The organism is Tenacibaculum discolor (assembly GCF_003664185.1).
GTDB classification, from domain to species: Bacteria; Bacteroidota; Bacteroidia; order Flavobacteriales; family Flavobacteriaceae; genus Polaribacter; species Polaribacter discolor.
This window is the reverse complement of sequence record NZ_RCCS01000006.1, coordinates 300,558-324,514: the sequence shown is the minus strand read 5'-3', so window position 1 is coordinate 324,514 and position 23,957 is coordinate 300,558. Positions and strand designations below refer to the sequence as shown.

General features: G+C 31.2%; 18 protein-coding genes and 2 tRNA genes. 11 read left to right on the top strand and 9 right to left on the bottom strand.

All coding sequences use genetic code 11. The annotated features are described in order from the left end of the window. Positions 1–38 precede the first annotated feature (38 nt). The gene (porX, locus tag C8N27_RS07700) at positions 39–1,586 is read right to left on the bottom strand and encodes a T9SS response regulator signal transducer PorX (RefSeq protein ID WP_176550545.1); all 1,548 of its coding nucleotides are present in this window, start codon (positions 1,584–1,586) and stop codon (positions 39–41) included. Positions 1,587–1,738: 152 nt separating this feature from the next. Here porX and C8N27_RS07695 point away from each other — a divergent pair, with 152 nt between their 5' ends. The 9 genes from C8N27_RS07695 (at position 1,739) to fabG (ending at position 12,684) form a co-directional block, all read left to right on the top strand. Continuing rightward, the gene (locus tag C8N27_RS07695; RefSeq protein WP_121146892.1) at positions 1,739–2,983 is read left to right on the top strand and encodes an HD domain-containing protein; all 1,245 of its coding nucleotides are present in this window, start codon (positions 1,739–1,741) and stop codon (positions 2,981–2,983) included. A 53-nt stretch (positions 2,984–3,036) separates the two neighbouring features. After that, positions 3,037–4,077 (top strand): UDP-3-O-(3-hydroxymyristoyl)glucosamine N-acyltransferase, encoded by a 1,041-nt coding sequence (gene lpxD, locus C8N27_RS07690; protein ID WP_121146891.1) that lies wholly within the window; start codon positions 3,037–3,039, stop codon positions 4,075–4,077. Continuing rightward, positions 4,070–5,461, top strand: coding sequence for a bifunctional UDP-3-O-[3-hydroxymyristoyl] N-acetylglucosamine deacetylase/3-hydroxyacyl-ACP dehydratase (locus tag C8N27_RS07685; protein WP_121146890.1), 1,392 nt, complete (start codon positions 4,070–4,072; stop codon positions 5,459–5,461). The genes lpxD and C8N27_RS07685 overlap by 8 nt, the downstream gene beginning before the upstream one ends. A gap of 1 nt (position 5,462) precedes the next feature. After that, positions 5,463–6,248, top strand: coding sequence for an acyl-ACP--UDP-N-acetylglucosamine O-acyltransferase (lpxA, locus tag C8N27_RS07680; protein ID WP_099214337.1), 786 nt, complete (start codon positions 5,463–5,465; stop codon positions 6,246–6,248). 44 nt (positions 6,249–6,292) lie between these two features. Further along, positions 6,293–6,859: an elongation factor P gene (gene efp / locus C8N27_RS07675; RefSeq protein ID WP_047788759.1), complete on the top strand. Its 567-nt coding sequence runs from the start codon at positions 6,293–6,295 to the stop codon at positions 6,857–6,859. A gap of 39 nt (positions 6,860–6,898) precedes the next feature. Beyond that, on the top strand, positions 6,899–7,819 hold the full coding sequence (locus C8N27_RS07670) for a UDP-3-O-(3-hydroxymyristoyl)glucosamine N-acyltransferase (RefSeq protein ID WP_121146889.1): 921 nt from the start codon (positions 6,899–6,901) through the stop codon (positions 7,817–7,819). A gap of 74 nt (positions 7,820–7,893) precedes the next feature. Further along, positions 7,894–8,766: a succinate--CoA ligase subunit alpha gene (gene sucD / locus C8N27_RS07665; protein ID WP_099214339.1), complete on the top strand. Its 873-nt coding sequence runs from the start codon at positions 7,894–7,896 to the stop codon at positions 8,764–8,766. A 108-nt stretch (positions 8,767–8,874) separates the two neighbouring features. Beyond that, positions 8,875–11,844 carry a M16 family metallopeptidase gene (locus tag C8N27_RS07660; protein ID WP_121146888.1) on the top strand — a complete coding sequence of 990 codons (2,970 nt, stop codon included), beginning with the start codon at positions 8,875–8,877 and terminating at the stop codon, positions 11,842–11,844. A gap of 93 nt (positions 11,845–11,937) precedes the next feature. Then, positions 11,938–12,684 (top strand): 3-oxoacyl-[acyl-carrier-protein] reductase, encoded by a 747-nt coding sequence (gene fabG, locus C8N27_RS07655; RefSeq protein ID WP_121146887.1) that lies wholly within the window; start codon positions 11,938–11,940, stop codon positions 12,682–12,684. Positions 12,685–12,971: 287 nt separating this feature from the next. On the opposite strand, the gene C8N27_RS07650 is transcribed toward fabG, so the two are convergent. The 4 genes from C8N27_RS07650 to C8N27_RS07635 all read right to left on the bottom strand — a co-directional run bounded on the left by C8N27_RS07650 (position 12,972) and on the right by C8N27_RS07635 (position 20,149). Next, the gene (locus C8N27_RS07650; RefSeq protein ID WP_099214342.1) at positions 12,972–13,397 is read right to left on the bottom strand and encodes a helix-turn-helix domain-containing protein; all 426 of its coding nucleotides are present in this window, start codon (positions 13,395–13,397) and stop codon (positions 12,972–12,974) included. A 658-nt stretch (positions 13,398–14,055) separates the two neighbouring features. After that, positions 14,056–17,724, bottom strand: a complete 3,669-nt coding sequence (gene purL, locus C8N27_RS07645; protein WP_121146886.1) for a phosphoribosylformylglycinamidine synthase — start codon at positions 17,722–17,724, stop codon at positions 14,056–14,058. 111 nt (positions 17,725–17,835) lie between these two features. After that, positions 17,836–19,287 (bottom strand): GFO_1087 family putative carboxy terminal peptidase, encoded by a 1,452-nt coding sequence (locus tag C8N27_RS07640; protein ID WP_121146885.1) that lies wholly within the window; start codon positions 19,285–19,287, stop codon positions 17,836–17,838. 79 nt (positions 19,288–19,366) lie between these two features. Further along, a complete protein-coding gene (locus C8N27_RS07635) occupies positions 19,367–20,149 on the bottom strand; it encodes a carboxypeptidase-like regulatory domain-containing protein (protein ID WP_099214345.1) in 783 nt (260 codons plus the stop codon). A gap of 222 nt (positions 20,150–20,371) precedes the next feature. On the opposite strand from C8N27_RS07635, the gene C8N27_RS07630 reads away from it, so the two are divergent. Then, the gene (locus C8N27_RS07630; protein WP_121146884.1) at positions 20,372–22,090 is read left to right on the top strand and encodes a thiol-activated cytolysin family protein; all 1,719 of its coding nucleotides are present in this window, start codon (positions 20,372–20,374) and stop codon (positions 22,088–22,090) included. A 130-nt stretch (positions 22,091–22,220) separates the two neighbouring features. Here C8N27_RS07630 and C8N27_RS07625 read toward each other — a convergent pair. Continuing rightward, positions 22,221–22,303: transfer RNA gene (locus C8N27_RS07625), tRNA-Leu, on the bottom strand. Positions 22,304–22,340: 37 nt separating this feature from the next. Continuing rightward, positions 22,341–22,413 (bottom strand) — tRNA-Lys (locus C8N27_RS07620). A 107-nt stretch (positions 22,414–22,520) separates the two neighbouring features. On the opposite strand from C8N27_RS07620, the gene C8N27_RS07615 reads away from it, so the two are divergent. Beyond that, positions 22,521–23,039 (top strand): shikimate kinase, encoded by a 519-nt coding sequence (locus tag C8N27_RS07615; protein WP_121146883.1) that lies wholly within the window; start codon positions 22,521–22,523, stop codon positions 23,037–23,039. On the opposite strand, the gene C8N27_RS07610 is transcribed toward C8N27_RS07615, so the two are convergent. After that, complete coding sequence (locus C8N27_RS07610) at positions 23,031–23,534, bottom strand: phosphoribosyltransferase family protein (RefSeq protein WP_099214348.1); 504 nt, start codon at positions 23,532–23,534, stop codon at positions 23,031–23,033. The two genes, C8N27_RS07615 and C8N27_RS07610, sit on opposite strands and share 9 nt — an antisense overlap. A 30-nt stretch (positions 23,535–23,564) precedes the next feature. After that, on the bottom strand, positions 23,565–23,954 hold the full coding sequence (locus tag C8N27_RS07605) for an RNA-binding S4 domain-containing protein (RefSeq protein WP_121146882.1): 390 nt from the start codon (positions 23,952–23,954) through the stop codon (positions 23,565–23,567). Positions 23,955–23,957 lie beyond the last annotated feature (3 nt).

Sequence of the window (23,957 nt, the reverse complement as noted above, 5' to 3'; positions counted from 1 at the left end):
TAATGAAGTAATGTTTGTTAATAAAATTTACTTTTTTACTATTTTGGATTATAAACAGCACAAGGAATAATCATTTCTTCCAGTGAAATACCTCCATGTTGATAAGTGTTTTTATAATACTTTACAAAATGATTGTAATTGTTAGGGTAAGCAAAAAATAAATCTTCTTTTGTAAAAATAAAAGGGCTATTTATGGCTATAGAAGGCAAGAAAATATCTTTAGGATTTTTAACTGCATATACATCTTTATCTTCATAGCTTAAACTTCTACCAGTTTTATAACGTAAGTTCGAACTAATATTTTTATCACCAATTACCTTGGTAGGATGCTTACAGTTTATAGTACCATGATCAGTAGTAATGATTAATTTCTGCCCTAATTTTTGTGCTTTTTGAATGATATCGTATAGAGGGGAATTTTTAAACCAGCTTACAGTTAAAGATCGATAGGCTTTATCGTCACCAGCCAGCTCCTTGATAACTTCCATTTCAGTCTTAGCATGTGAAAGCATATCAACAAAGTTGTATACTACAGCAGTAAGGTCATTTTGTCGCGTTCCGTTATAATTGTCAGCTAAATCTTTTCCACTTTTTAAAGAAACTATCTTGTAATATTCGTGTGTTATATTTAATCCCAAACGCTTTATTTGCTCTTCTAAAAAATCAGCTTCAAATAAGTTTTTGCCTCCTTCATCAATATCGTTTTTCCAATAATTTGGATGTCTTTTTTCCATTTCAGAAGGCATCAGTCCAGAAAATATAGCATTACGAGCATATTGAGTAGCTGTAGGTAAAATACTGTAGTACGAATATTCCTCTTCCTTTTTAAAGTAATTATTGATAAAAGGTTCTAAAACCCTGTATTGGTCATAACGGAGATTGTCTATTACTACCCATAAAACACCTTGGTTTTTTGATAAATTTGGTACTATATAATCTTTAAAAAGTGTGTGCGAAAATGTAGGTTTATCATCTCCAGTTAACCAGTGTTGGTAATTCTTTTTAATAAACTTAAAAAACTGTGAGTTGGCTTCAGATTTTTGAGACTCTAAAATTTCTAACATTCCAGTGTCATTAATATTTTCTAATTCAAGTTCCCAATGAACTAGTTTTTTATATAGTTCAGCCCATTCCTCATAAGAATTTACCATAGCTAAATCCATAGAAATTTTCCTAAATTCTTGTTGGTAACTTGATGTAGTTTTTTCAGAAATCAAACGAGAGTGGTCTAAATTCTTTTTTAAACTCAATAATATTTGATTAGGGTTTACTGGCTTAATTAAGTAGTCTGCAATCTTAGACCCAATAGCTTCCTCCATAAGATACTCTTCCTCACTTTTGGTAATCATAACCACAGGGAGGTTTGTGTTTTTTTGTTTAATATCAGAAAGTGTTTCCAAGCCTGTAATACCAGGCATGTTTTCATCTAAAAAAACAATATCAAAATTATTTTCACTAACCAAATCAATAGCATCAGTACCATTGGTACAGGTTGTAACTTTATAATCTTTTTTTTCTAAAAATAATATATGTGGTTTCAATAAATCTATTTCGTCATCTACCCAAAGAATATGTATGTTTCTAATCATAATTTTCAACTTGTTTTCTACCTAAATAACGGTTAAAAGTAGTTTTGTTGTGTTTATAAAAGCTAAAAATACGTTAATTAAACGCTGGTTAATTTGGTTTTGTAGATAAATTATGATTTTTTTGTTTAAAATTCAAGGATTTATACATTTTGAAGAAATCAAAAACCAACAAATTAAAGATAATTAACGATCCTATTTATGGATTTATCTCGATTCCAAATTCCCTAATTTTTGATATAATTGAACACCCTTATTTTCAAAGGTTACGCAGAGTAACCCAAATGGGGTTATCAAATTTAGTATATCCTGGAGCTAACCACACACGTTTTCATCACGCAATAGGCTGTATGCATTTAATGCAAAAAGCTGTGCATGTGTTACGAATGAAAAATGTTGAAATTTCAGAAGAAGAAGCAAATGCTTTATATATAGCTATTTTATTACATGATATAGGTCATGGAGCATATTCACATGCATTAGAACATAGTATTGTTAATGAAATTACTCATGAAGAAATTTCATTAAAATTTATGAAAGCCTTGAATGATGAATTTGAAGGAAAGTTAAGTTTAGCTATTCAAGTATTTGAAGGGAAACACCCACGTAAATTTTTATACCAATTAATATCAAGTCAATTAGATATTGACCGATTAGATTATTTAAAAAGAGATAGTTTTTTTACTGGGGTAGCGGAAGGAAACATTTCATCAGATCGTTTAATAGCAATGATGAATGTAGTGGATAACGAATTAGTTATTGAACAAAAAGGAATTTATTCAGTAGAGAAATTTGTTATTGCTCGACGCCTAATGTATTGGCAAGTTTATTTACATAAAACTGGCTTAGTAGCAGAAAACCTTCTGGTTAGTATATTAAAAAGAGCAAAGGAGCTAGCTACAAAAGGAGTGGAGCTTCCTTCTAGCAGAGCTCTTAAGTATTTTTTATATAATCCGATAAATAAAGAGAATTTTTCAAATAAAACATTAGAAATATTTTCTGAACTAGACGATTATGATGTTTTGTCAGCAATAAAAGAATGGAAGAATCATGAAGATTTTATATTATCTACTTTAGCAACAAAAATTATTGATAGAAGTTTGCTAAAGATTGAAATTCAGGAGAAACCATTTACTGAGGAGTATATTGAAAAGAGGCGTAAAAAACTAAGAAAGCTTGTAGATTTAAGTGAAAAAGAACTTGAGTATTTTGTTTTTTCAAATGAAATAAAGCACCAAGCATATAATACGAAAAAGCCAATTAAAATTTATACAAAAAAAGGTAAGCTTAAAGACATAGCAAAAGCTTCTGACCAGCTAAACCTCAAAGCATTGACAAAGCCTGTTGTAAAATATTATCTGTGTTATCCAAAGAAAATAAAGCAGGAGAATATTTAGAAACAAATTCTAATCAAGAGGTATTTGAACAAAAATAATTACTTTTGCAGATAATGAAATTTACAGCAAAACAAATAGCCGATATTTTAGAAGGAGAGATTGAAGGGAATCCAGAAGCTGAAGTATCTACACTTTCTAAGATAGAAGAAGGCAAAGAAGGTTCATTAACCTTTTTATCAAACCCAAAGTATAACTCATATATATATACAACTCAAGCATCAGTAGCTATTGTAAATAAGAGTTTTGTTCCTGAAAAGGAAATAGAAACTACTTTGATTAAAGTTGAGGATGCTTATAAGTCATTTTCAAAACTTTTAGAGTTTTATAATGAGGTGAAGAATAATAAGCAAGGAAGGGAAAATCCTCACTTTATTGCTAATTCAGCTACTATTGGAAACAATGAATATATCGGAGCTTATGCCTATATTGGTGAAAATGTAGTTTTAGGAAATAATGTTAAAATTTACCCTAATTCTTACATAGGAGACAATGTGACAATTGATGATAATACAGTTGTTTATGCAGGGGTAAAAATATATTCTGAAACTGTTATAGGTAAGAATTGTAAAATTCACTCAGGAACAGTAATAGGGGCAGATGGTTTTGGGTTTGCACCAGATGAAAATGGAGAGTATAAGGCAATACCGCAAATAGGTAATGTCATTATAGAAGATAATGTTGATGTGGGATCTAATTCAACTATCGATAGAGCTACTTTAGGGTCAACTATAATTCGTAAAGGAGTAAAATTAGATAACCAGATTCAAATAGCCCATAATGTTGAAATTGGTAAAAATACCGTTATAGCTTCTCAAACAGGAATTGCAGGATCTACCAAAATAGGAGAGAATTGTATGATTGGGGGCCAAGTAGGTATTGTTGGACATATAACTATTGGAAACAATGTAAAAATCCAAGCTCAATCAGGAATAGGAAAAAGTTTAAAAGATGAAGAAGTAGTACAAGGGTCTCCAGCATTTGGATATTCAGACTATAGTAAGTCTTACGTACATTTTAAAAACTTACCAAAATTAGCAACTACAATACATAAAATAGAAAAAGAGTTGAATGCTCAAAAAGTAAAAAATGAGTAAGAAACAAAAAACAATACAAAATGAAGTTACATTATCAGGTGTTGGATTACACACTGGTAATGAAGTTACAATGGTTTTTAAACCTGCACCAGAAAATCATGGGTTTGCTTTTAAGCGAGTGGATTTAGAAGGAGAGCCGGTAATAGAAGCAAAAGCTGATTATGTAACAAATACACAAAGAGGTACAAACCTTGAAAAAAACGGAGTTCAAATACAAACATCTGAACATGTTTTAGCAGCAGCAGTTGGTTTAGATATTGATAACTTATTGATAGAGGTTAATGCTTCTGAACCTCCAATTATGGATGGATCTTCTAAGTTTTTTATTGAAGCTTTAGAAAAAGCTGGAATAGTAGAGCAAGAAGCTGAAATTGAAGAGTATGTAGTAAAAGAAGTAATTTCATACAAAGATGAAGTAACAGGGAGTGAAATTATATTAATGCCAGCAGATGAGTACCAAGTAACGACTATGGTAGATTTTGGCACTAAAATATTAGGAACTCAAAATGCTACATTAAATACAATTTCAGACTTTAAAGAAGAAATTTCAGCAGCAAGAACATTTAGTTTCTTACATGAAATTGAAATGTTGTTAGAAAATGACTTAATTAAAGGAGGAGATTTAAATAATGCTATTGTTTATGTAGACAAAGAATTGTCTGATAGTACAATGGAAAAGCTAAAAAAAGCTTTTAATAAAGATAATATTACAGTAAAACCTAATGGAGTATTAGATAACTTAACGTTGCATTGGGCTAATGAGGCTGCGCGTCATAAATTGTTAGATGTAATAGGTGATTTAGCTTTAACAGGTACTCGAATTAGAGGTAAAGTAATAGCAAATAAACCAGGACATTCTGTAAATACCACTTTTGCTAAGAAATTAGCTAAAATCATAAAAAAGGAAAAAAGAAACAATGTTCCTTCATATGATTTAAATCAACCACCATTAATGGATATCCATAAAATAATGGATATTTTACCTCATAGATCACCGTTTTTATTAATTGATAGAATTATTGAGCTGTCTGATAAACATGTGGTAGGAATGAAAAATGTTACTATGAATGAAGATTTCTTTGTAGGGCATTTTCCTGGAGCACCAGTAATGCCTGGAGTTCTTCAAGTAGAGGCTATGGCACAATGTGGTGGTATTTTAGTATTGAGTACAGTTCCAGATCCTGAAAATTACTTAACATATTTCATGAAAATGGATAATGTTAAGTTTAAGCAAAAAGTATTACCAGGAGATACTTTAATTTTTAAATCAGAATTAATAGCTCCAATTCGTAGAGGTATTTGCCATATGCAAGCCTATGCTTACGCTAATGGAAAGTTGGTGTGTGAAGCTGAATTAATGGCGCAAATTTCAAAAGTAAAATAATATGAATCAACCACTTGCGTACGTACACCCTCAAGCAAAAATAGCTAGAAATGTAGTTATTGAACCTTTTACAACTATTCATGCAAATGTAGAAATAGGTTCAGGAACTTGGATAGGCTCTAATGTAACTATTATGGAAGGTGCGCGCATCGGTAAAAATTGTCGAATTTTCCCAGGGGCTGTTATTTCAGCAATTCCTCAAGACTTAAAATATAATGATGAGGATACGACTGTAGAAATAGGAGACAATGTTACTATAAGAGAGTGTGTAACCATTAACAGAGGAACTTCAGATAGAATGAAAACAGTTATTGGAGACAATTGTTTAATCATGGCATATTGTCATATTGCGCACGATTGTAGAGTGGGAGATAACTGTATTTTTTCAAATAATTCAACTTTAGCAGGTCACGTAACTGTAGGGGATAATGTAGTACTTGCAGGTATGGTAGCAGTACATCAATTTGCTTCAGTAGGAAATCATGCTTTTGTAACAGGTGGATCTTTGGTACGAAAAGATGTACCTCCATTTGTAAAAGCAGCAAGAGAGCCTTTATCATATGTAGGAATTAACTCTGTAGGGTTGAGAAGAAGAGGTTTTACAACTGAAAAGATTAGAGAAATTCAAGATGTTTATCGTATTTTATTTCAAAAGAATTATAATAATTCTCAAGCGATTGATATCATTGAAGCTGAAATGGAAGCAACCTCAGAAAGAGATGAAATTATTCAGTTTATAAAAGATTCGCATCGCGGAATCATGAAAGGATATTTTAAAGCAAATTAATTAGTAAAATTGCACTTATAAGAGCAACAATAAAGATCAAATAAATGGCATCAACATCAGATATTAAAAAAGGATTATGTATAAAATATAATCACGATATATTTAAAATCATTGAGTTTTTACATGTAAAACCAGGAAAAGGACCAGCTTTCGTCCGTACAAAACTTAAAAGTGTTACATCAGGAAAAGTGATAGATAATACTTTCTCTGCAGGTCATAAAATTGACGACGTTCGTGTAGAAACACATAAATTTCAGTACTTATATCCTGAAGGAGATTTATACCACTTTATGAATACTGAAGATTATAACCAAATTACACTTCAAAAATCAGTATTAGATGCACCAGATTTAATGAAAGAAGGTGAAGTAGTTACTGTTTTAATAAATACAGAAGACGGAATGCCACTATCTGTAGAAATGCCTTCACATGTTATTTTAGAAGTTACTCATACTGAGCCAGGTGTAAAAGGGAACACGGCGACAAATGCTACAAAACCAGCAACTGTTGAAACTGGAGCAAGAATTAATGTACCTTTATTCATTAACGAAGGAGACAAAATAAAGATAGATACTGAAAAAGGCGCATATACAGAGCGTATCAAAGAATAAATTTAATATTCCCGCTTTGGCGGGAATTTCTTTTTAAAGATGAAGTTTAAACAACCTCAAACCCTAGAACAAATAGCAGGGTTATTAAATATTGAATTTGTAGGAGAAAGTGGTTTTCCTATAACAGGAATTAATGAAATTCACGTGGTAGAAAAGGGAGATATTGTTTTTGTAGATCATTCAAAATACTATGATAAGGCTTTAAACTCAGCAGCTACTACTATATTAATAAATAAAAAAGTAGATTGTCCTGAAGGAAAATCATTATTAATTTCTGATGATCCTTTTAGAGATTTTAATAAAATAACCAAGCACTTTAACCCTTTTATAGCTTCAAAAAGTAGTATTGCTGAATCAGCAATTATAGGTGAAGAAACTGTTATACAGCCAAATGTTTTCATTGGAGAGAATGTAAGAATTGGTAAAAATTGTTTAATTCATGCAAATGTGTCAATTAACAATAATTGTATAATAGGAGATAATGTAACAATCCACGCCAATACCGTTTTAGGAGCAGATGCTTTCTATTATAAAAATAGACCTGAAGGCTTTGATAAATTAATATCTGGAGGTAGAGTAGTACTTGAAGATAATGTAGATTTAGGAGCTTCATGTACTATTGATAGAGGTGTAACTGGAGATACATTAATAGGAGAAGGTTCTAAAATTGATAATCAAGTTCATATAGGACATGATACTGTGATAGGTAAAAAATGTTTAATAGCTGCACAAACAGGTATTGCTGGATGTACTGTTATTGAAGATGAAGTGACAATTTGGGGACAAGTAGGTATTATTAGTGGGTTGACAATTGAAAAGGGAACTGTTTTGATGGCGCAAACAGGGGTGTCGAAATCTCTTAAAAAAGGAGTGTATTATGGAACTCCACAGCGCGAGTACCGTCAAACACTAAGGGAAGTCATCTATTTAAAAAATGCAACAAATAAAGAAAAAAAGTAACCTAAAATTAATTGTGAAAACACAATTAAAAAGTTATTTTTGTCTGTCTTAAAAAAATAATAAAAAGCAAACCAATGAGTGTTTTAGTAAATAAAGATTCAAAAATTATAGTTCAAGGTTTTACAGGAAGCGAAGGTACTTTCCACGCTGGTCAAATGATCGATTACGGAACAAACGTAGTTGGAGGTGTTACACCAGGTAAAGGAGGTCAAGAGCATTTAGGTAAACCAGTTTTTAATACAGTTGATGAAGCTGTGCAAAAAGCAGGAGCTGATACTTCAATTATTTTTGTGCCACCAGCATTTGCTGCTGACGCTATTATGGAAGCTGCTGAAGCTGGAATTAAAGTAATTATTTGTATTACCGAAGGAATTCCTACAGCTGATATGGTAAAAGTAAAAGCATATATCGATCAGTTAGATTGTACTTTAGTAGGTCCTAACTGTCCAGGTGTAATTACTCCTGAAGAGGCAAAAGTAGGAATTATGCCAGGATTTATCTTTAAAAAAGGTAAAGTAGGTATTGTTTCTAAATCGGGAACTTTAACTTATGAAGCTGCTGATCAAGTTGTAAAACAAGGTTACGGAATTACTACAGCTATTGGTATTGGTGGAGATCCAATTATAGGAACTACGACAAAAGAAGCTGTTGAGTTATTAATGAATGATGACGAAACTGAAGCAATCGTAATGATTGGTGAAATTGGAGGTAACTTAGAAGCTGAAGCTGCTCGTTGGATTAAAGCTGATGGAAATAGAAAACCAGTTGTTGGTTTTATCGCAGGACAAACTGCACCAGCTGGTAGAACAATGGGACATGCAGGTGCTATCGTCGGTGGTGCTGATGATACAGCTCAAGCAAAAATGAAAATTTTAGCGGAAAATGGAGTACACGTTGTAGAATCTCCTGCTAAAATTGGAGAAATGGTAGCTAAAGTTTTAGCATAAAGAAAAATATTTTAGCATTAACTGTTAAAATTACATATTATTTTATTGTAAAATCCATCGAATTTGTAAATTCGATGGATTTTTATTTTAATCAAAACTAAATTATTTATGAAAACAATTAAATTGCTATGTATTAGCATGTTGCTTATAACTTATATAAGTTGTAAGCAAACAACAACTTCGGAAAAAGAGGTAAAGACAGAACAACACAAAGATGTGAATGGTTTCAGTTATGAAACCGTAACCAATGACCCAACAGGCTTACGCTTATATACATTAGAAAATGGACTTAAAGTGTATTTAAGTAAGAATACAGATGAACCTAAAATTCAAACATATATAGCGGTTAGAGCTGGTTCAAATTATGATCCAAAAGAATCAACAGGTTTGGCTCACTATCTAGAACATATGGTGTTTAAAGGAACTCATAAAATAGGGACAGTTGATTGGGAAAAAGAAAAAGAATACTTAACAAAGATTTCCGATTTATACGAACAACATAGAACAGAGGAAGATCCAGCTAAAAAATTAGCTATTTATAAAGAAATAGATAAAGTTTCCTTAGAAGCATCTAACTATTCTGTAGCTAATGAGTATGATAAAATGACTGCTTCATTAGGAGCTACAGGTACAAATGCTCACACGTGGTTTGAAGAGACTGTTTATAAAAACAAAATTCCTGCAAATGAGTTAAATAAGTGGTTAGATTTAGAAGCTGAACGTTTCAGTACATTAGTATTGCGTTTATTTCATACGGAGTTAGAAGCTGTTTTTGAAGAATTTAACAGAGGTCAAGATAATGACTTTAGAAAACTTTATGCGGCAATGTTAGATGGATTATTCCCTAATCATCCTTACGGACAACAGACTACTATTGGTACAGGTCAACATTTAAAGAATCCTTCAATGGTAGATATTCATAATTATTTTGATAAATATTATGTACCCAATAATATGGCGATAGTATTGGTAGGGGATTTAGATTTTGATGCTACTATTAAAAAAGTAAAAGAGACTTTTGGAAAATTTGAAAAGAAAGAATTAACACACCCAATTTTACCAGAAGAAGAGTCAATTTCGCAACCAATTATTAAAGAAGTTTTTGGTCCAACTTCTGAATCAATTTCTATAGCTTATAGATCTAAAGGTGTAAATACTGAAGAAGAAAAGTTTGTTACACTTTGTGATATGATTATGGCTAATGGTAATGCTGGTTTATTAGATTTAAATTTAAATCAAAAGCAAGCAGTACAAAGAGCTAGTTGTTCTCCGACATTTTTAAATGATTATGGTTACCATTCTTTTACAGGAAACCCTAAATCAGGTCAAACTTTGGATGAAGTTAAAGACTTAATATTAGAGCAAATTGAAAAATTAAAGAAAGGAGAGTTTGAAGATTGGATGATTGACGCTGTTGTAAATGATTTAAAATTAAGTCAAACTCGTCAATATGAAAATAATACAGCTTTAGCTAGCGCTTATTTTAATGCATTTATTCATCATGAAGATTGGTCTGATAAGGTGAAGTTTTTAGATGATTTAAAAAAGGTTTCAAAGCAAGAATTAGTAGATTTTGCTAACAAATTTTATCAGAATAACTATGTTGTAACTTATAAACGTAAAGGAGAAGATAAAAATATTGTAAAAGTTCAAAATCCAGGAATTACTCCAGTAAACTTGAACAGGGATAAAAGTTCAGAGTTTTTAAAGGAGTTCAATAAAATTGAATCAGCTCCATTACAACCAAAGTTTATCGATTATAAAACAGCTATAAAAGAAACTAAAATGGCAAATGATATTAAAGTTTCTTATGTTTTAAACGAAAAGAATGACTTATTCGACTTGAACATCATTTTCGATATGGGTAAAGACAATGATAAAAAATTAAGTCTTGCTGCTGGATACCTAGAATATATAGGTACAGATAAATATTCTGCTGAAGAAATTAAAAAAGAGTTTTACAAGTTAGGAGTAGATTATTATGTAAGCGCTCAAGATGATAAAACTTACGTAGGTTTACGTGGATTGAAAGAAAATTTACCTAAAGGTTTAGAATTGTTAGAACATTTGTGGGAAAATGCTAAAGCAGATCAAGAAGCTTATGATAAGTATGTAGAAAAAATCTACAAAGGTCGTCAAGACGGAAAAACTCAAAAAGGCAATATTCTATGGAATGGTTTATATAGCTATGGAAAATATGGAGAAAACTCTCGTTTAAGAGATATTATGCAAATTGATGAGTTAAAAGCCATCAATCCAGAAGAGCTTGTAAACATTGTAAAAGGAATGAAAAATTATAAGCAACGCATTTTCTATTATGGTAAAGATATAGATGCTGTAGTTGTTGCGTTAAACAATCATCATAAAATTTTAGGAGAGTTAAAAGACTACCCCGCTGCAAAAGAATATGCTGAAACTGAAACTGGTGGAAATGTTTTTTATACTGATTATGATATGGTACAAACTGAAATGTTGTTTTTAGCTAAAGGAGAACCATTTAAACCAGAAAACTTAGCAGCTTCAACATTATTTAACACATACTTCGGAAGTGGGTTATCATCAATCGTTTTCCAAGAAATTAGAGAATCTAAATCGTTGGCTTATTCTGCATTTGCAGCTTATAGAAGCGCCAGAAAAAAAGAAGATCCTAACTATGTAATGGCTTATGTTGGTACGCAAGCAAATAAGTTAGAACAAGCGGTAGATGCTATGATGGATTTAATGAATAACATGCCAGAAGCAGAAAAGCAATTTAATGCAGCTAAAGAAGCTACATTAAAGAAAATAGCCGCTCAAAGAATTACAAAGTCTAACATCTTTTGGTCGTATGAAAGGTTAAAAAAGTTAGGAATTGATAATGATAATAGAGAGGAAATGTACAATACTATTAAAGGTATGACTATAGAAGATTTAAAAGCATTTTTTGATAAAAATGTAAAAGGAGAGTCTTACAACGTAATGGTGATTGGTAATAAAAAAGATTTAGATTTTAAGTCATTACAAAAATTAGGTAAAATAAAGGAGTTAGATGTAGACTACTTATTTAATTATGTAAATGAGAAGAAAATAAAATCTTAAAAAAGATAAATTTTAATCTATTTAAAATCCTGCTAAAAAATAATCTTTAGCAGGATTTTCTTTTTATATTTGACCTATTAAAACAACTAATAAATGAAACTTTTAGAAAATAAAACAGCAATTATTACAGGAGCTACCAGAGGAATTGGTAGAGGAATTGCATTAGAGTTTGCAAACCAAGGATGTAATGTTGCATTTACGTATAACTCTTCTGTTGAGGCAGCAACTGCTTTAGAAAATGAATTGAAAGAATTAGGAGTAAACGCTAAAGGATATCAATCTAATGCAGCAGAGTTTGATGCAGCTCAAGAGTTAGCAAAAAATGTTTTAGCAGAATTCGGAACTATTGATGTGTTGGTAAACAATGCAGGTATTACAAAAGATAATTTGTTAATGCGTATTTCTGAAGATGATTTTGATAAAGTAATTGAAGTAAATTTAAAATCGGTTTTCAATTTAACAAAAGCAGTAATTCGTCCAATGATGAAGCAACGTGCAGGATCAATTATTAATATGAGTTCTGTTGTTGGATTAAAAGGAAATGCTGGTCAAGCAAATTATGCAGCTTCAAAAGCAGGAATTTTAGGATTCTCTAAATCAGTAGCTTTAGAATTAGGTTCTCGTAATATTCGTAGTAATGTTGTTGCTCCAGGTTTTATTGAAACAGAGATGACTGCAAAATTAGATGAAAAAGTTGTTGAAGGTTGGAGAAATGAAATTCCTTTAAAAAGAGGAGGCACCCCACAAGATATTGCTAATGCTTGTGTTTTCTTAGCATCAGATATGAGTTCTTACATTACAGGACAAACCTTATCTGTTGATGGAGGAATGTTAACATAGAATTTATTTAGAAAAATAAAATCAAAAAAGCCTGTATTATTTTTATAATACAGGCTTTTTTTATTATAAGGGGTTGTGTTTGCTTGTAAGGGGGCAAGCACGAGGGGTTTGCCTTGGGGGACAAATTTCTAAACTCAACTCAAAGGGGAAATAAGTCTTAGGGGAGTTTAGTTATTAATGATTTATAAAATCCAAACGGTTTGTAAGGGGAAACAAATACCGAGGGGTTATTTGAATTTTATAGCACATTAAATTCTTAGGGGATTATTAGGGAATCATTTATACTATTATCTTTTTTTGTAATCTTCAAAGGTTCCATCGTCATATAAAACCAAAATGTTTTTAATTTCTCTAAAAGCGGCAGATTCTTTTTGTTTTGAAGGGTTCTCTGAGAATTGCGTATTTGATTTTTTTTCGGGTTCTTGGTCAAATACAGGATTTTCATTAAACAGAGAAGGAGCTTCACTTTTCTCTATTTTTATCTCTTTTTTGTGATTTTCTGTATTTTTTGGAAAATAGCCTTTACCATATACTAACCAATTAAGGTCAACTTCATCAAAAGCCGTTTCAACTTTTATAATAAAATCTAGACTCGGTTTATTTCTTCCTGATAATAGGTGAGAAATGCTAGACCTTGGTACATCAATTTTATCTGCAAAACTTGACGCCGATAAATTGTAATAATCTAATATTAGTTTTAGTCTTTCTATCATTTGTTTACTTATGTAAACATTAGGGATTGTTTACGTTTGTAAATATATAATGTTTTATAATTGTAAACAAGAAAAAATACATTTTTTTCCAACTCCTCCAAAATAAACACCATAAAACACTTCAGGTAACAGTATGTAACTTGCTTAAATACAGTTATTTATGTGTTAAGTATAGGAAAATGTTATATAGTAAGTGGATTTGCGTAATTACAATTGTAATTTCTAAAACACAGGTCTTTAGGGTGTTTAATAATGTAAATTAACCTAACAATAATCATTATAATACCTTTCTTGGCTTATTAATAGCTTGTTTTATGCTTTTTAAATAAATAATAATGCTTTATACCTATAAATAGTAGACTTCTTTTCATAGTTTTATTTAAATCCTTTAAAATCAGTATAAAAATAGCATTCAGCTTATATAATCACTCTAAAACTATTTAGCTTATAAGCTTGATAATTAAAAAGAGCTAATTATACTTCTATATGTATAAAATAGTGTTGTAATAGTTATAATTCAAGAAGTTTATTACAATTGTAATTAAAAACAACTTATTAACAAATGTAAATTAACGAATCATTTGTTCACTTTTGTAAAAAAAAGAAAGCACCCTGTTTACAGAGTGCTTTATATTATACGATAAAATAGTATTTATACTTACTTTTTATTCTCTATCCATTTTCTTGCGTTTACAAAAGCTTCTAACCAAGGAGAAACTTCATCTTGTCTGTTTTGTGGGTAATAAGCCCAATTCCATTGGAAAGTTGAACGTTCAATATGTGGCATTGTTACTAAATGACGACCAGTTTTGTCGCACATCATTGCTGTGTTATAATCTGATCCATTTGGATTATTAGGATATCCTTCATAACCATACTTCGCAACAATATTATAATTGTTTTCAGTTTCTGGTAAATTGAATTTTCCTTCTCCATGAGAAATCCAAACCCCTAATTCAGTTCCCGCTAAACTAGATAACATTACTGAATTATTTTCTTGAACTTTTACAGATGTAAACGAACTTTCGTGTTTCTTAGATTCATTATGAAGCATTTTACCATGTTCGTTATGTTCTGGATCAATTAATTCTAACTCCATAAACAACTGACATCCGTTACAAATACCTATTGAAAGCGTATCTTCTCTTTTAAAGAAATTTTTCAAAGCTGTATTTGCTTTTTCATTATATAAGAATGCTCCAGCCCATCCTTTAGCAGACCCTAAAACATCTGAATTAGAAAAACCTCCAACTGCTCCAATGAATTGAATATCTTCTAAAGTTTCACGACCAGAAATTAAATCAGTCATGTGAACATCCTTAACATCAAAACCAGCTAAATACATAGCGTTTGCCATTTCACGTTCTGAGTTAGAACCTTTTTCACGAATAATTGCAGCTTTTGGTCTAGTTGTTACAGTACCAACTGCATCAGCTAATTTTCCTGTAAAATTAGTTGGGAATGTATATTGTAATGGTTGATTCTTATAATTATCAAAACGATCTTTAGCTAAACCATTAGCTGTTTGTTTTTGATCTAATAAATAAGAAGTCTTATACCATGTATCTCTTAGCTCAGCAACAGATAAAGTAAAAATATCAGTTCCGTTTTTAATATTTAATCGATCTGATTCTGTTACCGAACCAATCTTAAAGAATTCAATATTATTATCAGTTAAAACTTGTTCTACAGAAGAATCTACGGCTTGGAAAACAATTCCTGAGTTTTCAGCAAATAATAATTTAATACTGTCAGTTTCTTTTAAAGCAGATAAATCTAAGTTTGCACTCACATTTACATCAGCAAAACACAATTCTAATAAGGTAGTAATTAATCCTCCAGATGCAACATCGTGACCTGCGACAATTTTTCCTTCTTTTATTAAATTCTGTAAAACATTAAATGCTGATTTAAAGAATTCATTATTAGTAATAGTAGGAGCGGAGTTCCCTATTTTGTTTACTATTTGCGCAAACGAACTACCTCCTAATTTAAAATCATCTTGCGATAAATTGATGTAGTATATATCTCCTTTGTTAGGTTGTAAAACAGGTTCTACTACTTTATTAATATCGTTACAGTTAGCTGCAGCTGAAATAACTACAGTACCTGGTGAAATTACTTCTTCATTCGGATATTTCTGTTTCATAGATAAAGAATCTTTCCCTGTTGGAACATTGATTCCTAAATCGATAGAAAAATCAGAAATAGCTTTTACAGCTTTGTATAAACGAGCATCTTCACCTTCATTTTTACAAGGCCACATCCAGTTTGCAGATAAAGAAACTGATTGTAAACCATCTTTTAAAGGAGCCCATACAATATTGGTTAAAGCTTCAGCGATTGAGTTTTTACTTCCGGCTTCAGGATCAATTAACCCAGAAATAGGAGAGTGCCCAATGGTAGTAGCAATACCTTCTTTTCCTTTATAATCTAATGCCATCACACCTACATTGTTCAATGGAATTTGTAAGGAACCAACACATTGTTGCTTAGCTACTTTTCCTCCAACACAACGGTCAACTTTATTGGTTAACCAATCTTTACAAGCTACGGCTTCTAATTGTAGTACCTGCTCTAAATATTTGGTAAAGTTTTCTTTCGAATAATTTAGGTCAGCGTAGTTTCTGTCAACTGTTTTATCAGTCATGATTGTTTTTGGAGAGCTCCCAAACATATCTTCTAAAGCTAAATCCATAGGCTTATTACCATTGGTTTTAGATTCAAAAGTAAAACGATGATCTCCAGTAACATCACCAACAGTGTACATTGGTGAACGCTCACGTTCAGCTATTTTATTAAGGGTATCAATATGTTTTTCAGCAATGACTAGCCCCATACGCTCTTGTGATTCATTACCTATAATCTCTTTATCAGATAATGTAGGATCACCCACTGGTAATTTATCTAAATCGATGTTTCCACCAGTATCTTCTACTAATTCTGATAAACAATTTAAGTGTCCACCTGCTCCGTGATCATGAATAGAAACAATAAAGTTCTCTTCACTTTCTACCATACCACGAACAGCATTAGCAGCACGTTTTTGCATCTCTGGATTTGAACGCTGAACAGCGTTTAACTCGATTCCTGAAGAAAATTCTCCAGTATCAGCAGAAGAAACCGCAGCTCCTCCCATACCAATACGGTAGTTTTCACCTCCAAGAATTACTATTTTATCTCCTTCTTGTGGAGTATCTTTTAATGCTTGTTCTTTTTTACCATATCCAATACCACCTGCTTGCATGATCACTTTGTCGAAACCAAGTTTGCGAGCATCTTCTTCATGTTCAAAAGTTAAGACAGAACCACAAATTAATGGTTGACCGAACTTATTACCAAAATCAGATGCTCCGTTAGAAGCTTTGATTAAGATATCCATTGGAGTTTGATATAACCATTTACGTTCATCCATTCCTTTTTCCCAAGGACGATTCTCCTCTAAACGAGAGTAAGAAGTCATATAAACGGCAGTACCTGCTAATGGTAAAGATCCTTTTCCACCAGCTAATCTATCACGGATTTCACCTCCTGATCCTGTTGCAGCACCGTTAAAAGGTTCTACAGTAGTAGGGAAGTTGTGTGTTTCAGCTTTTAATGAAATAACTGATTCAAACTTTTTTGTTTCGTAAAAATCAGGTTTATCTGCACTTTTCGGAGCAAATTGCTCCACTTTTGGTCCCTTTACAAAAGCAACATTGTCTTTATATGCAGAAACAATATCGTTTGGATTTTGCTTTGATGTTTCTTTAATTAATTTGAATAATGAAGTAGGCATTTCTTCCCCATCAATAACAAAAGTTCCATTAAAAATTTTATGACGACAGTGTTCTGAGTTTACTTGAGAGAATCCAAATACTTCAGAATCGGTTAATTTTCTACCAATTTTAGTAGCAACTTCTTCTAAATAAGTAATTTCTTCATTACTTAAAGCCAAACCTTCTTGCTCATTATAAGCAGCGATATCATCAATATCTAAAATTGGCTCAGGTTGAATATCAATTGTAAAAGTTTCTTGGTTTAATCCACTAAACTTTTGAGATATCATTGGGTCAAAATCAGAAAAGTTATCAGTTACTGCTTCAAACTCTTCAATTCTGATAATTCCAGTAATTCCCATGTTCTGTGTTATTTCAACAGCATTGGTACTCCATGGAGTAATCATTGCTGCTCTAGGCCCAACAAAAAAGGCGTCGAGAGACGCCGCGTTTATTTTCGGTTGGTTGCCAAATAACCAAGTTAACTTCGAAATTGTTTCAGATGTTAATTCTTCTGTTGTTTGAACAGCAAATATTTTACTGTTTACGTTTCCAAAGAAATGAATCATTATGTTATAGTTGTGTTTGTGTGTTGTTTTAAAGGCGTAAATTTAATTCTTTTGGATGAAATAGAAGCATAAAAAAAGCAGCAAAATTTTGCTGCTTTTTCTTATATTATTTTATTTGTTAAAATAATGACTATCAACATACATTTCTTGTTCGAACTTATTTGTTGATATATTTGTTTTAATACGTTCAAAACTTTTTACTTCATACAATGATTTAGCAGAAACCCCTCTTATATCATCTAAAGCTGTTTTTAAGACTATTTCATTTTCGTCTCCAAAAGGCAAGATGTTATCCCAATGCTTCCATTCTTCAATTAAAATACTAGGTTCAAATCCATCACCATAATCATTTTGCCCAAGTTTATTGTATATCTGAAAAACAATAGGTTGCATAGCCATTTTATGAGCTGAGTTGGCTGCGTTTACATTAGTATAATCACTAGTAGGTGAGTCATATAATGTTATTGACCCTTCATTTTTACCTACTGTTTTAGTTCCTATTAACTTAACTTCAATAAAAGGGCGTAATCCATTTATAATCATTTCACTTGCTGATGCAGTACTACCAGAAGTTAAAACATATAGTTTGTTTATACCTGATAACCTATTTATAGTTTCTTCACTAGTCTTTTTTCCATCAGTTCCATAAACATTTAAAGTGTTATTAAAATAATAAGGTTCATTGTATTGAGCGTGTTTCTTGTTAAATTTTAATTCAGCAAATTTATCTTTGCCTGCTTCTTCATGTATCATACTAGCTAAATAAGCAGATGTTTCCACAGATCCTCCACCATTAATTCTTAAATCCAGTACTAGTTCTTGAATACCTGCAGACTTTAATTCAGCAAAAGCAGCATTTAATTCATCATTATAAGATGACCTAAAACCATTATAAAGTAAGTAACCAACCTTTTTACCATTAATATTATCAAAAACTTTAGTCAAATGTACTGGGTTATCAGATACGACAGCTTGTGTTATAGTTTTCTTTTCTTTAAGGGTTGTGCCATCTTTTTCTGTGAAAGAAAATTCAGAAGTTTCTTGGTAATATCCGTTAAGTACAGTTTTATAATTACTAACGGTCATTACAGTCCCATTAATGGCATTGATTATATCTCCTCTTTTAAATCCTGCCAAATCTGCAGGAGAACCTTTTGATACATGTTCTATATATATCACAACATAATCAGTAGTACCAACTTTTACAAGGCTAGGTCTAAAACCAAAAGTTTTTGAAGTTCCCTGAAATTGTTGTTGTTGTGCAACATAGTCTTCTATAAACCATGAAAAATCGTCATCCGCGTGTTTTAGACTTTCAAATAAAGAACTAGGAGTACTATGAGAGTTTAAGTAGGTGTAATAATCATTAATGTTATCATCTTTACTATCTGCTAAATTAGGAACTTTTTCTTGCCAATTATACCATGAATTCATTGCTTTCCACACAAAGTTGTTTACTTTGTTGTTTAGTGTGACGTTTTCTGCAGGTTCAGCTATTTTATCATCCTTACTACAATTTAAAAAAAGCGTAAAAGCAAAAGATAGTAATATGATTTTTCTCATTATTTAATGTAATTATTTGTTAATCTATAAACAATATAACAGATAAAATATGAGTTACCCTATTTTTTTAACATAAAAATCAATTTTTGTCAGGTATTCTATTTCTCTCTATTTTTCCTTTTTTTGTTGTTTTATAGTTTTCGTAACAATTCAAGACAGCTTCTATTAATTGTAAATCACTAGCTTTTTTTATAAAATATTCAGAGTAGTTACAATCAGACAGTAGTTTGTTTAATTCAGCTCTATCCATTTCTAGGTATTCCATCATAACTTCACGATCAAACTTACCTGCTAGCATTTTTCGTAAATCATCTTCCTTTTTAAGCTTTTTTAGTTTTTTAAGCTGTTTAGGTTTTTTACCAAATAGGTTATATACTAAATCAACTGGATTTAATAGTTTAGCTATAGGAGAGGAGATTTTTTGAGGTCTTCCAACTTCATAAGTCTGAGGTAGTCCATTAATATGTATTCTTGTAAAGCGATCTTTTGGAACTTGTTTAACATCTACTTCTAGCACTCCTATAAGTTCAGTAGATTTAATAACAACTTCCTTTACTTCTTCTGGTTTTTCTTCTAAAGAGATAACAACCTCATTACCTTTTAAAAGATCATTTGTAATCTTCAGTTTTATTGAGGAGTACCCTAAATAAGAAACCAATACAGTATCATTTGCTTGTGCAACAAGGTCAAAAAGGCCTTTTTCATTTGTTATAGTACCTACAACACTGTTAAGGTTTAAGATATGAGCTGCACTTAAAGGTTTTTTAGACTCAGAGTCTATTATTTGTCCTTTTAGTTTGTTTTGCGCTTGAATAGATATACTAAATACTATTGCTACTAGAAATAATAATTGTTTTTGCATAAGGCGAAAATAAGAATAATAGGCTTTGTACTAGTTAATAATTTGTGAAATTAATTATTGTTTGGTTATGTGTGTTTTTTGATAATAATTAATAAATAAAAGCATAAATATATGTGTATAATAAAAAAAAAGATATAAAAAAGTAGGGGAAATATATTTGAGATTGTTTAATTACTCCTCGAGGTCTTAATTAGTACAATGTTAAATTTAAAAAATAAATAAATGAAAAATCTAAAAATATTTGGATTAACCCTTTTTTCAATTATTTCATGTCAAAACGACGATCTATTACATAATTCTGAAATAAATTCTAGTAAAGAGCAAATAGCTCAATTTATAACGTCCGATACCCCTGATGGTATTCATAATTTGAAAATTAATGAACTGTATGACAACACTTCTTCTAAAGCTAAAGAAGTAGCTGTAGAAGAGAATTGTGTTGATAAAGAAGTGTCATTTACTCAAACAGATTCAGATTTTTTTATTCTGGATGCTAATAGTTCTTTATTATGGCCTGGTAATTTGGTGGCTGCAAGATCTATACAAGAAGGGGCTCCAGTGTCTATACCTATTTTTGGAGAAGATAGGAATCCTTTGGAGGTAAGAGTTAATGTGTTGTCAGGAACATCTGCTTCTACTTCAAGAATAATAGAAGAACCAACACCAGGAAAAGTTCAAGACAATTTAAACTATATTTTAAATGCTTATTATAAGAGTGAAGCTAACTTTCCTGCTAGTTTTGATATTAGTATTCAAAGAATTCATGATGAAAAGCAATTTCAATTATCTTTAAATGCAGGGTATTCTGGGCCTAGTGTAAATGTGTCAGGTAGTTTTGGATTAGATTTCTCTACCCAGAAAACCAGGTATGCAGTTACTTTGAAACAACGCTTTTTTACAGCTTCAGTGTCTCCAAAAGAAGGTATTATAGGAAGAAATGGATGGTTGAATAATAATGTTTCTCCAGATAGATTAAAACCTTATGTTACTGATTATTTAGAGGTAAGTGAAGATCAACAAAACCCATCTTCATACATAGAATCAGTAACTTATGGAAAACTATATACGTTAATTTACGAATCTAGTAGTAGTGCTAAAGAAGTTGAAGCAGCACTGAATTTTGCTTATAAAGCAGTAGGAACAGAAGCAAATGCAGAATTAAAAGCAAGATATAAATCTATTTTTAGTGAGTCTACTGTTAAAGTAAAGCAATTAGGAGGAAATGCTACTTCTGGAATAGCATCATCTTTAGCAGCTATGGCTAATAATTTAGATAGAGTTGTTGATTTTCTGAAAGAAGGAGCAGAGGTGTCAGTTAATAATCCAGGATACCCGATTTCTTATAAAGTAAATTATACATACGATAATAAGCCTTTTAAAGTAAGCTCAAATTTAGAGTATATAATCAGAGAATGTGATTTAGCGTATTATGACAAAATAAGAGTAGACCCAACAAATGTGGCATTATATGGAAGCGATCATGGAACTAGTGGAGGTGAGCTTTTTGGTAGATTTTATGTAGAAAAATATAATCAAGAATTAGGATCTTGGCATTCAGTAGGAGAGAAAATTTACTGGGGGTACGGAATTGAAGATCATATAGGTTTAGACTATTATAAATTTGGTAAAAAAAGAAGTGTAGCTGATGGAGAAGTAATAGACTTTATGGTAAAGGCAAAAGCAGGTGAACGCTTTAGAATAGTTTCTGTAGTAGGAGAGTGCGATTCTGGATGTTATGTTTATACAGGTGGGGAAAAGGCTTATAATGAGTACGAGTATAACCTTAGTACAAAGAAATGGGAAGATTATACAAGACACAATCCGTATGTAGATAATTATACAGTAGGAGATGGTTTTCATAATCAAACATGGAATGGAGTAAGAACTATAGTTCAAGGAGATACCTGTTATTTAGATTATAACACATATATTATAAACTAAATAATTAAGTATATAATTTAATGCAAGGAGGCTTTTTAGTCTCCTTGTTTTATTTATATATAAAATTGATATTATTGGAACTTTACAGAAGTAAAAAAGCACAATACAAGAAATGTATTGTGCTTTTTTGTGCACGTAACAGGAGTCGAACCTGCACTTCCGTTGGAAACAAGCCCCTCAAGCCTGCGCGTCTACCAATTCCGCCATACGTGCATAAACTAAAAAAGTTAAGCAAATGCTTAACTTTTTGTGACCGGGCTGGGGCTCGAACCCAGGACCCTCTCCTTAAAAGGGAGATGCTCTACCAACTGAGCTACCCGGTCATTGCTTCTTTGTGAAAGCGGTTGCAAATATACAACTGTTCTTTAAATCAAAAAAGCTTTTTTGTAATATTTTTTACTCATATTTGTAACTGCTTAATTACTAGTTTATGAAAATTGTATTATTAGGATATATGGCGAGCGGAAAATCGACAATTGGACGAATTTTAGCCGAAAAAAAGCAAATTTCATTTATAGATTTAGATGAATACATAGAAAAAAAGGAAAGAAAAACAGTTTCTGAGATTTTTGAACAGAAAGGAGAAATTTACTTTAGGAAACAAGAACATATATATTTAAAAGAACTTTTGGAACAGGAAGGGAACTTTATACTGTCTTTAGGTGGAGGTACACCTTGTTATGCAGGAAATATGGATGTGTTATTAAGTTTCAACGATGTGAAATCGGTGTATTTAAAAACGAGCATAAATACCATTGTAGATAGATTGATAAACGAAAAAAGTAAACGTCCACTAGTTGCTCGCTTAAATAAAGAAGAGTTAGCAGAATTCGTTGCAAAACACCTATTTGAACGAAGTTATTTTTATAATCAAGCTAATTATAAAGTAACTGTAGATAATAAAACTGTTAATGAAGCTATAGAAGACTTACAATCTATATTAAGTTAAATAAGCAAATGTTTCATTACTCTTAAATTCAACAACTACATGCTCCTTAATAGAGGTTGATAAAGATATACCTTTAAAGTCTGCTTTAACAGGGTATTTTTTATGATTTCTGTTTACTAGCACAGCAGTTTTAAATCGTTTTAAAGGAACCTCTAAGAAATGCTTAACTCCGTATATTAAAGTGGTTCCTGAGTTTAAAACATCATCAACTAAAACTAATGCTTTATTTTGGTACTCTTCACTACTAATAGAGGTAGTGATTGGACTGATAGGTTTTTTCTTATCAATAGAAACTTTACATAATGTTACTTTTATAGGAGAAACTTGACTTAAAACAGTTGAAATTTTTTCTGCTAAAAAATATCCATTATCAGCAATACCAGCAATAATAATTTCTGTTTCGTTACTGTTACTTTCATAGATTTGAAAGGCTATTCGACGAATTTTTTGTTCAACCTGAGTATTGTTTAAGATGATATTGTTTACTTCAGTCATTTTATTAGCTAATTTTAACTTAAATTGGAATTACAAATTAACATCATTTTTATTAGAATCATCATAATAATCGTCAATATCACGACGATCTTTTTTTGTAGGACGTCCTGTTCCTTTTTTACGATAATAGTCCTTTGCGTATTTTAATAACTCAGTTTTTTCAAACTCTTCTTTTGGGGTTAAATCTTTTCTGTATAAATCAACCAATTTAGCCCCAACACGGTTGGGAGGGATGTCTATAACTTTTATTTTGTAATTTATTTGATTTTTACGGATGGTAATTTCTTCATTACCGAATATTTCTTTTGAAGGTTTAAGGTTAGTACCCTCTATTTTAATATGCCCTTTTTTACAAGCATCTGTGGCAATACTACGGGTTTTAAATAAGCGAATGCACCACAAATATTTGTCAATTCTCATATA

Bases quoted from the DNA above. Each gene is read 5' to 3' on its own strand.
- lpxD (WP_121146891.1), top strand. From the start codon at position 3,037: ATGAAATTTACAGCAAAACAAATAGCCGATATTTTAGAAGGAGAGATT.
- C8N27_RS07685 (WP_121146890.1), top strand. From the start codon at position 4,070: ATGAGTAAGAAACAAAAAACAATACAAAATGAAGTTACATTATCAGGT.
- lpxA (WP_099214337.1), top strand. From the start codon at position 5,463: ATGAATCAACCACTTGCGTACGTACACCCTCAAGCAAAAATAGCTAGA.
- efp (WP_047788759.1), top strand. From the start codon at position 6,293: ATGGCATCAACATCAGATATTAAAAAAGGATTATGTATAAAATATAAT.
- C8N27_RS07670 (WP_121146889.1), top strand. From the start codon at position 6,899: ATGAAGTTTAAACAACCTCAAACCCTAGAACAAATAGCAGGGTTATTA.
- sucD (WP_099214339.1), top strand. From the start codon at position 7,894: ATGAGTGTTTTAGTAAATAAAGATTCAAAAATTATAGTTCAAGGTTTT.
- C8N27_RS07660 (WP_121146888.1), top strand. From the start codon at position 8,875: ATGAAAACAATTAAATTGCTATGTATTAGCATGTTGCTTATAACTTAT.
- fabG (WP_121146887.1), top strand. From the start codon at position 11,938: ATGAAACTTTTAGAAAATAAAACAGCAATTATTACAGGAGCTACCAGA.
- C8N27_RS07650 (WP_099214342.1), bottom strand. From the start codon at position 13,397: ATGATAGAAAGACTAAAACTAATATTAGATTATTACAATTTATCGGCG.
- purL (WP_121146886.1), bottom strand. From the start codon at position 17,724: ATGATTCATTTCTTTGGAAACGTAAACAGTAAAATATTTGCTGTTCAA.
- C8N27_RS07640 (WP_121146885.1), bottom strand. From the start codon at position 19,287: ATGAGAAAAATCATATTACTATCTTTTGCTTTTACGCTTTTTTTAAAT.
- C8N27_RS07635 (WP_099214345.1), bottom strand. From the start codon at position 20,149: ATGCAAAAACAATTATTATTTCTAGTAGCAATAGTATTTAGTATATCT.
- C8N27_RS07630 (WP_121146884.1), top strand. From the start codon at position 20,372: ATGAAAAATCTAAAAATATTTGGATTAACCCTTTTTTCAATTATTTCA.
- C8N27_RS07615 (WP_121146883.1), top strand. From the start codon at position 22,521: ATGAAAATTGTATTATTAGGATATATGGCGAGCGGAAAATCGACAATT.
- C8N27_RS07610 (WP_099214348.1), bottom strand. From the start codon at position 23,534: ATGACTGAAGTAAACAATATCATCTTAAACAATACTCAGGTTGAACAA.
- C8N27_RS07605 (WP_121146882.1), bottom strand. From the start codon at position 23,954: ATGAGAATTGACAAATATTTGTGGTGCATTCGCTTATTTAAAACCCGT.